Source organism: Aeribacillus sp. FSL W8-0870 (genome assembly GCF_037963755.1).
Lineage (GTDB): Bacteria > Bacillota > Bacilli > Bacillales > Aeribacillaceae > Aeribacillus > Aeribacillus composti.
Genome location: NZ_CP150165.1, coordinates 1,346,677 through 1,360,145 on the forward strand (window position 1 = coordinate 1,346,677; position 13,469 = coordinate 1,360,145).

Annotated in this window: 12 protein-coding genes, 1 pseudogene and 1 riboswitch; of the genes and pseudogenes, 10 read left to right on the plus strand and 3 right to left on the minus strand. The window is 39.8% G+C overall.

Annotation, left to right across the window (positions count from 1 at the left end; translation table 11 throughout):
• The first annotated feature begins 905 nt into the window (after positions 1-905).
• Both NSU02_RS06505 and NSU02_RS06510 read left to right on the plus strand, forming a co-directional pair.
• Positions 906-1,160 (plus strand): hypothetical protein, encoded by a 255-nt coding sequence (locus NSU02_RS06505; protein WP_327848799.1) that lies wholly within the window; start codon positions 906-908, stop codon positions 1,158-1,160.
• Complete coding sequence (locus NSU02_RS06510) at positions 1,150-1,536, plus strand: retropepsin-like aspartic protease (RefSeq protein ID WP_339194842.1); 387 nt, start codon at positions 1,150-1,152, stop codon at positions 1,534-1,536. Before NSU02_RS06505 ends, NSU02_RS06510 begins: the two co-directional genes overlap by 11 nt.
• A gap of 485 nt (positions 1,537-2,021) precedes the next feature.
• Here the strand turns inward: NSU02_RS06510 and NSU02_RS06515 are convergent, their stop codons facing one another.
• The gene (locus NSU02_RS06515) at positions 2,022-2,885 is read right to left on the minus strand and encodes an SDR family oxidoreductase (RefSeq protein ID WP_339194844.1); all 864 of its coding nucleotides are present in this window, start codon (positions 2,883-2,885) and stop codon (positions 2,022-2,024) included.
• A 1,281-nt stretch (positions 2,886-4,166) separates the two neighbouring features.
• Between NSU02_RS06515 and NSU02_RS06520 the strand changes: the two genes are divergently transcribed.
• Genes NSU02_RS06520 through NSU02_RS06530 form a run of 3 tightly spaced genes read left to right on the plus strand, consistent with a single transcriptional unit; the run spans position 4,167 to position 5,153 of the window.
• Complete coding sequence (locus NSU02_RS06520; protein ID WP_235600397.1) at positions 4,167-4,334, plus strand: hypothetical protein; 168 nt, start codon at positions 4,167-4,169, stop codon at positions 4,332-4,334.
• The gene (locus NSU02_RS06525) at positions 4,319-4,780 is read left to right on the plus strand and encodes an SRPBCC domain-containing protein (protein WP_066249963.1); all 462 of its coding nucleotides are present in this window, start codon (positions 4,319-4,321) and stop codon (positions 4,778-4,780) included. The genes NSU02_RS06520 and NSU02_RS06525 overlap by 16 nt, the downstream gene beginning before the upstream one ends.
• Entirely contained in the window at positions 4,773-5,153 is a 381-nt protein-coding gene (locus NSU02_RS06530) for a VOC family protein (RefSeq protein ID WP_066249966.1), read from the plus strand. Before NSU02_RS06525 ends, NSU02_RS06530 begins: the two co-directional genes overlap by 8 nt.
• A 65-nt stretch (positions 5,154-5,218) precedes the next feature.
• On the opposite strand, the gene NSU02_RS06535 is transcribed toward NSU02_RS06530, so the two are convergent.
• Positions 5,219-6,262, minus strand: coding sequence for an LLM class flavin-dependent oxidoreductase (locus tag NSU02_RS06535; RefSeq protein ID WP_063386411.1), 1,044 nt, complete (start codon positions 6,260-6,262; stop codon positions 5,219-5,221).
• Between the two features lie 578 nt (positions 6,263-6,840).
• Here NSU02_RS06535 and NSU02_RS06540 point away from each other — a divergent pair.
• Positions 6,841-7,035, plus strand: coding sequence for a hypothetical protein (locus tag NSU02_RS06540; RefSeq protein WP_063386410.1), 195 nt, complete (start codon positions 6,841-6,843; stop codon positions 7,033-7,035).
• A gap of 85 nt (positions 7,036-7,120) precedes the next feature.
• On the opposite strand, the pseudogene NSU02_RS06545 reads toward NSU02_RS06540, so the two are convergent.
• Positions 7,121-7,249: pseudogene (locus NSU02_RS06545) on the minus strand (ATP-binding cassette domain-containing protein); the annotation flags it as partial.
• A gap of 822 nt (positions 7,250-8,071) precedes the next feature.
• Positions 8,072-8,160, plus strand: a riboswitch (cyclic di-GMP riboswitch).
• A gap of 515 nt (positions 8,161-8,675) precedes the next feature.
• Between NSU02_RS06545 and NSU02_RS06550 the strand changes: the two are divergent.
• From NSU02_RS06550 to NSU02_RS06565, 4 genes are all read left to right on the plus strand, one after another.
• Positions 8,676-9,947: a HAMP domain-containing methyl-accepting chemotaxis protein gene (locus NSU02_RS06550; RefSeq protein WP_063386409.1), complete on the plus strand. Its 1,272-nt coding sequence runs from the start codon at positions 8,676-8,678 to the stop codon at positions 9,945-9,947.
• A gap of 426 nt (positions 9,948-10,373) precedes the next feature.
• A complete protein-coding gene (locus tag NSU02_RS06555) occupies positions 10,374-10,511 on the plus strand; it encodes a hypothetical protein (protein WP_311067083.1) in 138 nt (45 codons plus the stop codon).
• Positions 10,512-10,729: 218 nt separating this feature from the next.
• A complete protein-coding gene (locus NSU02_RS06560) occupies positions 10,730-11,038 on the plus strand; it encodes a hypothetical protein (protein ID WP_063386406.1) in 309 nt (102 codons plus the stop codon).
• Between the two features lie 616 nt (positions 11,039-11,654).
• Positions 11,655-13,232, plus strand: a complete 1,578-nt coding sequence (locus tag NSU02_RS06565; RefSeq protein WP_339194850.1) for a class I SAM-dependent DNA methyltransferase — start codon at positions 11,655-11,657, stop codon at positions 13,230-13,232.
• The last annotated feature ends 237 nt before the right edge of the window (positions 13,233-13,469 follow it).

The window sequence follows — 13,469 nt, forward strand, 5'->3', positions numbered from 1 at the left end:
GTAGGAGGGGCTGTCTAATAAGTCGTTTTTTGGCTTATTGACGGCCCCCCTTTTATGTTTTAGAAACGTTGATATATCGATGTTTATGATTTTTTGTTATCAATAGGGATTTGACTTTCTGGACAGCCCCTCTTTTTTCATTGCGCAAAGTTGTGAAGCGGGATAGTACACTCATTCAACATTGTCTTCGTCATTCTGTTATTTGTACTACGCATATTAACTACAACAGACCACATACTTACTTTCTTGCTAACACATTTGCTAACGTAATTATTTTTTTAAGTTAAATTTAATGAACGGAGTTAATTTTCAACAGCTAAAAAACCTTGATAAATCAAACTTCTTTTGCATATAATTTACAGGCTTTCTTATTCAAGGAGAACGAAAATAGGGAGAACGCTGGATTTTTGAACTTCCCCTCCTCATTGTCCGATCTGCCCGACTTGCTTCGGACGGACAACTAACATGTCATCGAAACGAAAACAATGGATTCATGGCTATACTGGGTTGAGCTTTCCATAGAAAGACATCGCTGCCAAGCCTGTTTCCTTACAGTTACTGTTTCCTATCCGGGGCTTCCGTCTCACAGTATCGCAACGGAATCGTTTCAATATTGTGGGTCGCCCAGTTACGTATCGGAAAAACGATTCAAGAAGTCGCTCGCTTGTTATAACTCGCTTACACAACAGCAGAACGCTGGTTTTATCAATATACTCCGACTCTTTGACCAACATCGAATCCTACAAGTAGTATGTACGATCGTTAAATGCATAAATGTAAAACATTCGGCGAAATGAATTTTTATCTTTCCGCTAGTGATGCATATTGCATCAGAGGTGCCTATTCTTTTTTCAGTTTTCGGGTAGTGATATAATCAATTAAAAGAACAAGTTGAGGTGATGGAGATGGAATGGCAGGAAGTGCGTTCACTGTATCCGAACCAATTTGTGAAATTACAGGTATTGAAGTCTCATTTACAGGGTGATCAGGAGATTATTGAAGAGGTGGCTGTCATTGAAACGGTTTCGGATGAGGATGCAACTCGTGAGTTACTGCAATCAAAAGGGGATCAGCTTGTTTATCACACTAGTCACAAGGAGATTGTCTTAAAAGTTCGTGGAACGATTGGTCTGAGGGGAAATTTTCGTTATGCAGATTGAATATCGTGATGGGTTGTTGTTTACATCGATAGAAATTGTTTATCAAGGAAGGTATAAGTTGATTGATAATATGGTCATTGATACTGGTGCTGTCAAAACACTGATTTCTCAAAATGTAGTAGAGGATATTAATTTACGAGTAGAGATGGGCGATCATATTGTTACTTATTACGGAATCGGAGGAAAAGAGCACGCATTTACGAAGAAATTGGACTCTATTAAATTAGGTTCTTTTCAACTGAGAGAGTATGAGATTGATTTTAGTGGGATGGACTATGAAGGGATTAACGGTTTGTTAGGATTAGATATATTGCTAGACGCTGGACTTGTTCTAGACCTAGACAAATTAGAAATGTACCGTTCCGGTCCAAAATAAAGGATAGGTGTCTGTGATTCAAAAAAGAATTCGTGCCACTGTGCATCATCCGAAATATGTCAAAGTGCGGTAGATATCAGTAAAGAGAGCCTTTGATAAAATCATCCGACTCTTTTTTTGATTTATATTCAGAAAATTCTGTTTAAAATTCCGATCTTTTTCCTCTTCATTCCGCATTTAGCAATTGGTGAAGTAAAGATTCACTGACTTCGAAATCTGAATTATATTGAAATACCTAATCACAACATCTTCTGTTAACACTAAGTCAAATATGATTATACTTGCAACCATCTTTATCCTGTTCAATTAAAAACTCGAAACGGAATGTCCGTCCCGAGTTTTTAATTGAGCTTGATTCCTAAAAGTTTAAGCTATGTCACTCTTGACATCTCTTGTTTTTTTGCTACCGAACTAAGATAAAGCAGGTCATGAGTTTGCAGCCATTGGATGTTCTGTTTTTTCATTTTATGTCATTTGGTCAATTTTTAATTTTTCAGGGCTTGTTTTACGGTTTCCTTCAGAGGGGTCAAGGATCCGATCAGTTTTTGCAGATCATCTGATGTTTTGGACGCTTCTCCTTTGGAAATCGCGTCATAGATCGCTGCCGTAATTTCAGCAAACGGCTCAGGGACACCAGCGTTTACGAGGAAATTTTTCTCTTCTTCGAATGAGACAGGCTGATGCACGACTTTTTTGCCGGAAACCTCGGAGAGAATTTGGGCAAGTTCATCAAAGGTCCACGGTTGATTGGAAACAAGGTTATACGTTTTGTTTTCATGCCCTTCCTCTGTTAGCACCGTTGCGGCAGCCAAAGCAAGTTCATTGCGTGTTACTGAATTAACGATCCCGCTTCCCGCATTCGTAACAATTGCTCCAGATTCTATGGATGCGCGCAGCCCCTCATTTATAAAAAAGTCCGTATATAAGGCATTACGCAGGAAAGTATACGGGGTATTGGTCGTACGGATGGCATATTCCGTTGCTAAATGAACGTATGCAAGGGGAATTAATGACTCCTCAGCAAAGGCATACCCTGTGTAAGCAATATGTTTGACTCCCGCATCTCTGGCAGCTTTTACGACATTTGCATGTTGAACGATACGAAGCGTATTATCAGAATCCGGACCTGAGATAAAGAGCAGCTTGGAGACACCTGCAAAAGCCTTTTGAAGAGATTCCGGTTGATTATAGTCGCCATGGCGAACTTCCACGCCTTGATCGGCAAGAGTAGAGGCTTTTTCAACATTACGCACGATGGCAATGATTTGACTGGCGGGAACTTTTTTGAGCAAATGTTGAATCACAAGCCCACCGAGTTGACCAGTAGCACCAGTAACCGCAATTGACATAAACATTTCTCCTTTTTTTCTAAAGATTTTTTGAATAAATAACATCATCTAGGTGGCGAAGCCAAAAATAAACGAAGGCGGCCGCAATTGAAGACTGGATTGAGGAATGACTGTTTATTATGTATTTCGGCCATTCTTGCCCACCATTATAATTGCATCAGAAATGTAAATCAAATCTTATGCCTGTGCTGCTAAACAAGGTGAACGCCTCCTATCATTTTTGTCGCGCCTATCATAGATAAGGCCGTGCAATCAAAATTCTTACAAGTCAACTCCTCTTTTTAGCTTTTTAATAGTTTGCCCCTGTTGTTCAACTCATGAAAAAGTTATTTTCTCTTTCCCTAAACTAGATAAACCTATGATGCTTCGTGTTTTTTTTATATATGATAGAGATTTTTTGTCCTCTTAAACAGTTTTTGTTACATTCACATAAGGACAGGGGATCTGGGGTAAGTTCTTAAATTGAGGAAAAAATACTCCAAAACAACGGTTTAATATTCTGAATTTTCTGTTAAAATGTAGGTGAGCAATTCATAAAATTTTTTGAAGGAGAGGGCTCAACATCAGATTGCCGATCCATATTGAAATCGGTGGAGGTATTGAAACGGGGAGCTTTACTGAAAATATAGCTGAAAGCGACAAATCGATGGAAGTCTTTCAAAATCGTAAGTTATAGATCTTCTAGATAAACCTGATCCGGTTTTACGAAGTTTACAGGGGAGCCGATTGCCACTTGCCCTTTTTGTGGTGAGTTACATGTCTATTTCGATAATCCTGATTCGGTTTATTTTACGAAGTTAGTTGGAGTGAGGATTTCCATTGGTTCTCAATGTCGTATGCTATAAGTCTATTTCGATGATTCTGATTTGTTTTTACGAAGTTTGCAGGGGCAAGGATTTCTATCGGTTCTCTTTGTCATGAGTTATAAGTCTATCTCGATAATCCTGATTCTGTATATTTTGTGAAGTTTGAAGGGGCTACGATTCCTACTTGGACTCTTTGTCCCTTGAGGTTGGTGATGGCAGAAATGCAGAGCATCCGTTCGTTCATTTTGTCTGATGGAAAGAAAAAGGTTTGATCATTTAATAGAGTGATTATCCTCAAATAATGACGAAAAAGCTGGCTGCATCCAATACAAATGAACGGCCTCATCCAACTGACTTATTTGCATAGTTGCGAAGTACAACCTGTCGTGCAGTATCCATGCCGCTCAGGATGCCGTCAAAAAGATTTTGATCCTATCGTGTTTCTTTTTTCACTGAAAAGAGGGGAGGAATGAAAATGCCAGGGGCCGTTTTTCGACAGGCTGTTCAGGATGCGACGGGAATTACCTGGGAAGAATGGGTTGCCACCTTGAAACAGGCTGTGGATCCTTCTTGGTCTCACGAACATATGAAGGAGCACATATGCGAACAATTTCAGGTGTCGGATGAATGGGGGAATGGCTGACCGTCAAGTATGGACAGCTGCTCGGCAGGATTCCTGTTGGTGTCACCAAAGATGCGGGCGTTCAAATCGGCGTCCGAAAAACGATAAAGGTGGAGAAGGAAAAGGTTTGGGACTATTTGACTTCGCCGCATGGCTTGCTCTTATGGATCGGGGACGTCTCCGAGTTTCGGCTGCAAAAGGGTTACGAATTTAAATCTAAGGAAGGTATCTGCGGGAAACTTACGGTAGTTTTGCCATTTCGAAAGCTCCGCATGAAATGGAAACTTCCGGAATGGGAAAAGCCTTCCCGGCTTCAATTGTATTTGCTGCCCACGGATTCGGGCAAAACGACGATCGCCATCCATCAGGAAATGCTGGATGATGTCTATGTAAGAGAATTGATGAGACGCTTCTGGGCAGACAAGCTGGAGCAAATTAAAAATTATTTGGAGGGGCGCAATGAATAGATACAGTCATATCGATTTAAGAGTAAATTCATGGGAGAAAGTGCGCACGTTTTATGAGAATCTTCTTCCTGCATTGGGTTTTACCCGCACTTTCCATTCGGAAAAATGGAAAGTGTTTGCAGCGGAGGGAGAGCTTCCGAGCGTTCCTTATTTCGCTATCACGGAAGATCCCAATCATAAGCCAAACGAGAATTTGATCGGGTTTTGGGCGCATGACCGGGAGGAGGTGGACCGGATTGCAGAGCTTGTAGTTCGATATGGGGGCACCATCGACAGCGGCCCCTGGCAGTTCCCGATCAGCCCGACTTATTATGCGGTTTATTTTCAGGATCCTTGCGGAAACAAGTATGAAATGGTCCACCGATTAAATTGATTCAGCACCCGTTGTTGCCCAGCCGAAACCTTTTCTTGCTGCTAGCTTCTTTTAGCGGATATCGGTTACGGTTTCCGATTTGTGCGGGCAATTTCCCGCTTGACGGCCGGTGCCACTTTAGTACCCAGCAGTTCGATGGCACGCAACACTTTTTTGTGCGGCAGCGTGCCGACGGTCAATTGCAGAAGGAAGCGATCGTGGCCGAAAATTTCATGCTGGAACAAGATTTTTTCGATCACTTGCTCAGGGCTGCCGACAAAATTGGCGCCCCGTAAGGAAAGAGAGAACTCGAACTGCTCCCGGGTCAATGGCGGCCAACCGCGTTCCCGTCCCAGCCGATCCATCATCGTTTTAAACGCTGGAAATGCAATGTCAGCTGCTTCCTGCGACGAATCGGCGATAAAACCATGTGAATTGATACTGAGGTGTGGCGTTTCGTGCCCCGCCTTTTGCGCTGCCTCCCGGTGTAATTGAGCAAAGGGCGCGAACCGTTCGGGCAGACCACCGATGATGCCCAGTGCCATCGGAAGACCGAGCATGCCTGCACGGACGGCCGACTCCGGGGTTCCTCCAACGGCTATCCAAACCGGAAGCGGATTTTGCAGGGGCCGCGGATAGATCCCTAGATTGTCCAGCGACGGACGATGCTTTCCCGCCCATGTGACCCGTTCGGATTCCCGCAGTTTGAGCAGTAGATCAAGCTTTTCTTCAAAAAGCTCGTCATAATCTTTCAGGTCGTAGCCAAAAAGGGGAAAGGATTCGATAAACGAACCGCGGCCGACCATGATTTCAGCGCGGCCTTGAGTGAGCAGGTCCAAGGTGGCAAATTGTTGAAACACCCTCACCGGATCGTCAGAGCTTAAGACGTTTACTGCACTGGTCAACCGAATGCGTTTGGTGCGGGTCCCGGCAGCGGCAAGCACTACCGCTGGAGCCGATACGGTGTAGTCGGGACGATGATGTTCACCAATGCCGAACACATCCAGTCCGACTTGATCGGCCAGTTCAATTTCCTCCATCAAGTTTTGCAGCCGTTCCCCCGGGCTGATCAATTGACCGGTTTCCGGATCAACCGTCCGTTCTCCAAATGTGTAAATGCCGATTTCCATCCGTTGGCCCCTCCTTTGATTACTGTTCGTTCATACCGATGTTAGATTTATCTTACCTTATTTATTCGAAGCCAGGCAATAAAAAGGGCTTAAGGCAGCAATCGCCTTTCCTCAAGGGTGTTTTGCTATGGATGGGAAGTTCGTTTCGGGCGATTTTATCGTAAAAAAAATTTAGCTGACAGGGAAGACGAGATGCCCCAAGATTTTTCCCTAATTCGCTTATGGAGAGGGAATGCTGGTGTGTTTTGTCGCTGTCCCAACGTTTTTGATTCATTAGCGGAGCGGGAAAACCGCACGGTGCTTTTCATATCCGTTGTTCGCTTCCAGACTGGGAATAACGCCTGTCTATTATCCAAAAGCATTTTTCTCCCGGAAACGGGCATTTTGCGGAACCCAAAAATCATGACGTATCTTCATAGAGGCTTCTTTAGAATGCTGAGAGCGGAGGGATTCTTTCTTCCATCTATTTAAAATAAATCTTGACGTTTGCCGGATATCCAACATATGCCCATACCAAAGCCGTGGCGAATGCATAAAAAATATTGAGATGTAAATTGTTACAACGGGAGGTATGGAAAATGTACCCGGAACGTCAATTTTTCGGAAGGAGACCCTTTTTCTTCGGAGGGCGGAACCCCTTTTTCTTCGGTGCGCCGTTTTTTGGCGGCTTGCTCGGCGGCTTTTTAGGTAGTGCACTGGTAGGACCGCGGCCATATCCGTTTTATCCGCCGTATTACGGAGGATTTTATGGCGGTTATCCGTACTATTGGTAAACGAAAATTTTTTCGACGAGCTGTCTTAAACGGTCATTTTAGAATGACTTTAAGGCGGCTTTTTTTATCCGCAGATTGCAAGATGTAATTCGGGATCAAAGGCAGATGTCGATTCATCATATAACATCGCTTTTGGTTCCATAGCAAGCTCTTGTGCAATTGCCACGCGCTGTTGTTGTCCTCCGGAAAGTTGACTTGGGTAATAGTTCATTTTTTTCAGCTAAAATCAGCTTTTTTAAAATAATTCTCCGCAGTTTTACGAGCGGCTTCCTAGGAATTGTTGAGGGCTTTATCTGTACCAGCCATTTCGTCACCATTGGAAATAAGTTAAAGCATCGAAGAGCCCTTCTTATTTCTTTTCAAAGAGCAGCTACATGCTTTTCATTAAAAAAATGTCCAACTATTTTAACTATTCCTGATGTAGAAAGACATCTTATTCTATTGGGATATGCCCTGTATAGATTAAAATTCATAACTGTACCAAGCTTAAGGTTAAGGCAAAAATTTATGTTCCATTTTTCTCTGCCTTTCTTTTCTTAAACAGAGTATATTTTTCTATTTTAAGTGGTACAAAAATAAGTCCATAATCAGAGGTCATTCCCCGTCTGTATGTAAATCATCAATATTCTGGAAAAGCTTTACCCGATAAGCCACAAAAATAAAGCGGACGGAAGAAAAAGAACAAGTTTTCTTCGTCCGCTTTTTGTATTGTTTTTTATTAAAAGTGGTTGGCTTTGTGTCATAGCTTCTGTCATGTAGAGAATAAATTGAAAAATTTACTGCCTTCCATAGGTCTTTTGTCTTCACCAATAAAGAAATCAAGAAGCTGACTATTACACGTTGGCTTGTTACTAATCAATTGATCCTAAATTTCTTGTGATTAACAGGTCGATTGTCATGTATTCAATTAAAACTTTTTACCTATCGATTTTAAAAATAGTTCATTTTAACTATACCATTTTCACTATAAAATTTGTTATACAATTAAGTAAGAGATATTATTTGATAAATTCCTACAAATTTCTACAAAAATATAATTTTGTTTCGGCAAACTACTCGAAAGGGTAGGACGCAAAGCTAAAGGGGCTAAATCTATTTTGATAGACATGCCAGCCAGCTGCCCTTCCTATAAAGAATGGTTTTGATTCTTTTTAAGAAGGTTATTAGCGGATGTATTGTCTATTCAACTGCCCTCTTTAGAATTTTTAAGGGCAGTTTTTTTATTTTGACATAGGAAAGGAGGCTTGGTGATGGAGTAAAATAAAAATACATATTTGGCAAAGTTCATTCTAATGGCCCATTGCAAAAACATCTCAGTCGTTCTAAACCCTCTGTGTCAAAAGGGAGTATGAATTTCCCAGGGAATATTCCTGAAATTGATTTACTTCAACGTCTTCCCGGAATTTCATCTACTGATCAAACAAATTAGTGGTAGTAATAGTTAAGGAAGTAGATGTAGGAAATATTTCATGCATTAAAAGAAGTAATCGACATCAACGAAGAGCAACTCCAACCCTACACCTACTATTCCCCAAAACTATAAAAAAATTTTTTGTTAAATCACAAAATTATCCAATTGATTCAGTTTTGTTTGAAATTGGTAAAAATTACTAAAATAAAACGGTGTAAGGAGGACAATAATGAAAAGTCTGCGATTAAAGATTATTAGTGGATTTGTCGTTGTTATTTTATTATTTACTACCGCAGCAATTTTTGGTTTAAATCAACTTGGACATTTAACTGCAGATGGAACAGGAACAGGAAATACATTTGTGCTAACTGTTATTATTATTTCTGTTCTTGTCAGCTTGACGATTGCGATTGTTCTTTCGAATCGGATTGTAAAACCAATTTTCCAAGTAGTAGATCGTATGAAAATGGTGGCAGAAGGAGATTTGTCTGCAAAGCTGCTTGAAACAAAATCAAAAGATGAGATTGGTCAATTAGTTCAATCAATGAATGAAATGATTTTAAACTTGAGAAATGTTGTTGGGGAAGTAAGAAACACTGCAGAACAAGTAGCTGCATCTTCTGAAGAATTAACAGCAAGTGCCGATCAGACAACAGTTGCAACGGAACAAGTTGCTTCTGTCATTCAACAAGTAGCAAGCGGAGCTGAAACACAGACGAATGGAATAGAACGAAATGCTGCTTCTTTAGAAGAAATTGCACAAGGGGTTATCCGTGTTGCAGATAGTTCTAATCAGGTTGCAGAGCTTGCAAAACAAACTACTGAGCAAGCTGAAGATGGTGAAGGTTCCGTTGTACGTACAGTTGACCAAATGAATTCAATCTATAAATTGGTTAAAGAGACTGATAGCATGGTTAAGTCTTTATATGAACGTTCAAAAGAAATTAGTAAAATTCTTGATGTAATTAGTGGAATTGCCGATCAAACGAATCTTCTCTCTTTAAATGCGGCAATTGAAGCAGCAAGAGCGGGAGAGCATGGAAATGGTTTTGCGGTCGTAGCCGATGAAGTGCGGAAACTAGCTGAACAATCTCAGGCATCAGCAAAGCAAATAGCAGATTTAATCTTAAAAATCCAAAGCGATACAGAAAACTCTGTTAAAGCTATGACAGAAGTAACACATAACGTCGAAAATGGTCTTGAGATCACGAAGGAAACATCTGAAAAATTTGCTCAAATCGTCCAAAATATGAAGGATATTGCACCGCAAATTGAGGATATTTCTTCAATTGCTCAACAAGTCTCAGCGGAAGTAGAAGAAATAACATCTACAGCGGATGAACTTACAACAATAGCAAAAGAAAACGCAGCAACATCCGAACAAGTAGCAGCGTCTACAGAGGAACAATTAGCTTCGATGGAGGAAATAACTTCTTCAGCAAAAATGCTTGCAACAATGGCAGAAGGAATGCAAGAATTAGTTCATAAATTCAAACTATAAAATGGGGAATACAGCCCCATTTTATAGAACATAAGCATTCCGGATGCTGCCGTCTGTTGTTATACCGTAGTTTATAGAATATAAACCTTCGAGATGATTCAAATAAATCTGAGAATGAATATAAAACAAATATTTAGGCAATGAAAGAATCGTTGCCTCAGCTGATTTTATGGACTTCAGAATTTTGAACTTCAGCTTTTGAATGCTCATTTATGATGTTGTGAAATCTTTTCCGTATCGCCCAGCACCTTGCCTCCAAAAATTCCATTCGTGCCGTTCTGCATGAGTGATTCGTTTATTTCGACCTTTCTAACTTTCCCGCCGCATCTTTTTGAAAAAAATCCATGTTTTCACTAGAATATTTGACCAGTAAATTATTTCATTATGAATACTATATTGACAAAAGCAAGAAAGGTGGTGAAACGAATGAGTGTATGGTATCCAGACAAAGAAGAGAATAGACGCTCCGATTCAGAAAAACGTGCGAACGCAAAGGCAAAAGCTGATGTAGATTTTAAAAGTGACGTTGATGTGGATACGGACAACGAATTAGAGAATAATTAAAAAATATTGATCGTAACACAAATATTGCAAAAGTAAATAATAGCGGCAACTCAAAAGTGGAAATTGATATTCATGTTGATTCCGATTCAGATGCAAAAGTTCGGTCGAAAGCAGAATCTGATCAAGATCAAAACCAAGAGCAAAGAGATTAATTGAGCATAATTAAATGTGGGTGAGATGTCTTTTTTGTCCCACCTATAATATAGGGTGAGAATGTTATGGAACATTTAGATAAAGGAGAGTTCTCTTGGTTACGGAATGCTTCTACTCAAAGCCCTCAATCAAATAAATCTTCCATTGATTCGAGCGGTAATTCAGATGTAAATGTTGATGTAAATATTCAAGTTGATACGATACCCATTGCATTTGCCGTTCTTTACTATTTATTGGCTACTAAGCAATTATCGCACGAAGAGTTTGAGTTTGCTTTACGTAAATTATTGGAGACAACAAACAAGTATAAAAAGCTGAACCGTGACGGTTCTTCAAGAGTCAATTTGTTACATCCTAATGTATGGGGAAGGTAAAATAATAAAGGAGATTTTACTTTCCTTCATTTTTTTAAAGGGAAACATGACAGGTAACCTAGTTTTTTAAGTTTTATCGTTTGGGATTTATTTTAGCATTTGATCATTTCTGAAACTGTTATGATGATAGGGACGGTACGTTTTAAAAAAATGTGAAAATGCAAAAAATTGTAAGACTGTAAAGCATCTTCCTTTATTTGAATTCAGCCCGGGTTACGATCTAGTTATAAAATGGTGAGCACGTAAATGATCGAGAAGATTGGAAAAGAAAGCTGCTGTATGGATGCAGTGAAAGTTTAAAGATTTTGTAAATTAAATTTTTTTATCCCTTCAGCAAAAAGCACTGGCACGTTTTTCTTGATTAAAGCAGCATATGTAGAAAGGGTATTATTTTTTCAACCAAATTCAGAATTGATGAAGAACATAAATGCCCAAAAGTTTGCAGGAAGAGGATATCAATCGACAGTTCATATTGTGAAAATTCGAAAATTTATTTTGTTTCTTATTGCGGCCAAAGCATGGGCCGCTCTTTTGTTTTGAAAAAGAGGAAGACAGATTATGCTAAAATATTTTTAAAATACAATGAATCGACAGCAAGATTTAGAGGGGGAAAACCATGGCGGTTAAAGCAGAGATTGATTTCCAAAAAGAATTATTTGAAGCAGCTAATAAAATGCGCGGAAGCGTGGCTCCAGCTGACTATAAACATTATGTACTGCCGCTTATTTTTTTGCGCTATCTTTCGAATAAATATGAACAGAGCTGCAATGAGTTGGAGCAAATTTTTGCGGAAAATGAAGAAATGCAGCAAGGTTTCGTTTCAGATTCTCATCAATATAGAGATAAAAATGTGTTTGTCGTCCCGAAGGAAGCAAGCTGGCACTATATAATGAAAAATGCTAAACAGCTGAATATTAAAGAAATTCTCGATAATGCGATGAAGCGAATCGAGGAAGAAAACCCAGAATTGACAGGGGTGCTGCCGCAAATTTATCAAGGCTTGAACTTACCGGTAGAAAATGTTGCTGGATTAATTGAAATTTTTTCACGTGATGTGTTTAGTGGCAGCTCGGAAGACAGCATAGATATACTCGGTCGTACTTATGAGTATTTTATTAGTTCATTTGCTTCGTCAGAAGGGAACAGAGGCGGCGAGTTTTTTACCCCATCCTGTATTGTGGAATTGCTGGTGGAGATGCTTGAACCAAAAAGAGGTATCGTGTTTGATCCAGCGTGTGGAAGCGGTGGAATGTTTATTCAAAGCGGGAGGTATGCGCCGAATAAAAAGTCTCTTTTATTTTACGGACAGGAAAATGTCGTCACGACAGTACGTCTTGGAAAAATGAACGTATTGCTTCATGGCATCAATGCGGAAATACGGCTGGGAGATTCGCTGTTGAACGATCAATTTCCTGAATTAAAGGCTGATTATGTGATTGCCAACCCGCCGTTTAATCAAAAAGATTGGGGGGCGGACAGAATATCGAAAAGCGATCCGCGCTTGATCGGGCCTGTTACAAACAGCAATGCAAACTATATGTGGATGCAGCATTTCTTATACCATTTAAATGATGCAGGATCAGCAGGGTTTGTGATGGCAAATGGCGCAATGACAACTAATGTTAAGGAAGAAAAGGAAGTGCGGAAAATATTGGTGGATGAAGGGTACATCGATTGCGTTGTCCAATTGCCGGAAAAACTGTTTTTCACAACAGGCATACCGTGCTGTTTGTTCTTTTTAAGCAAAAATCGCGATGGAAAAAACGGTTACCGTGCTCGAAGAAACAAAATTTTGTTTATCGATGCCCGAAAAATGGGAAAGCCCGTCAGCCGCAAGCAAAAAGCATTGTCTAAAGAAGAAATTGATAAAATCGCATCAGTTTATCGAGCATTTAAATATGAACATGCAAAAAGCTGCGAAAATATTGAAGGTTTCTGTAAAATTGCAAAACTTGAAGAAGTACAACAAAACGACTACAAACTGACACCAAGCATGTACGTCGGAACAGAGGCAGAAGAAGAAGAAGAAGACATTCCTTTTGAGCAAAAAATAGCCGAACTAACGAAACGGTTGCTCGAACAATTTGAAGAATCGAACAAACTACAAGAAAAAATCAAACAAAACCTGGAGGAGCTGATGTATCGGAATGGGGAAAAGTCAAACTTAGTATTCAAAAGGGAAAAAAATGAATGATCTGAGAAAATGTGAAATTTTTTTATCGGTGCTTTCGAAAATTTCCTAATAAAGATTAATCGAGGAAAAAAGGTGGTATTAAGACCTTTCTGTCAGAGAAAAGTGTATTATAATCATTATAAAAGCAGAAGTTAATATGAAACTTTTTCTTCACAAAACCAAACATTTGTTCTATTATTTTATGTAGAAACGTTTAGAGGATAGATATTTGTTATTATAAAATGAATCATGATGGAG

Coding starts and splice junctions, on each gene's coding strand:
- NSU02_RS06505 (WP_327848799.1), top strand. CDS start 906: ATGGAATGGCAGGAAGTGCGTTCACTGTATCCGAACCAATTTGTGAAA.
- NSU02_RS06510 (WP_339194842.1), top strand. CDS start 1,150: ATGCAGATTGAATATCGTGATGGGTTGTTGTTTACATCGATAGAAATT.
- NSU02_RS06515 (WP_339194844.1), bottom strand. CDS start 2,885: ATGTCAATTGCGGTTACTGGTGCTACTGGTCAACTCGGTGGGCTTGTG.
- NSU02_RS06520 (WP_235600397.1), top strand. CDS start 4,167: ATGCCAGGGGCCGTTTTTCGACAGGCTGTTCAGGATGCGACGGGAATT.
- NSU02_RS06525 (WP_066249963.1), top strand. CDS start 4,319: ATGGGGGAATGGCTGACCGTCAAGTATGGACAGCTGCTCGGCAGGATT.
- NSU02_RS06530 (WP_066249966.1), top strand. CDS start 4,773: ATGAATAGATACAGTCATATCGATTTAAGAGTAAATTCATGGGAGAAA.
- NSU02_RS06535 (WP_063386411.1), bottom strand. CDS start 6,262: ATGGAAATCGGCATTTACACATTTGGAGAACGGACGGTTGATCCGGAA.
- NSU02_RS06540 (WP_063386410.1), top strand. CDS start 6,841: ATGTACCCGGAACGTCAATTTTTCGGAAGGAGACCCTTTTTCTTCGGA.
- NSU02_RS06550 (WP_063386409.1), top strand. CDS start 8,676: ATGAAAAGTCTGCGATTAAAGATTATTAGTGGATTTGTCGTTGTTATT.
- NSU02_RS06555 (WP_311067083.1), top strand. CDS start 10,374: ATGAGTGTATGGTATCCAGACAAAGAAGAGAATAGACGCTCCGATTCA.
- NSU02_RS06560 (WP_063386406.1), top strand. CDS start 10,730: ATGGAACATTTAGATAAAGGAGAGTTCTCTTGGTTACGGAATGCTTCT.
- NSU02_RS06565 (WP_339194850.1), top strand. CDS start 11,655: ATGGCGGTTAAAGCAGAGATTGATTTCCAAAAAGAATTATTTGAAGCA.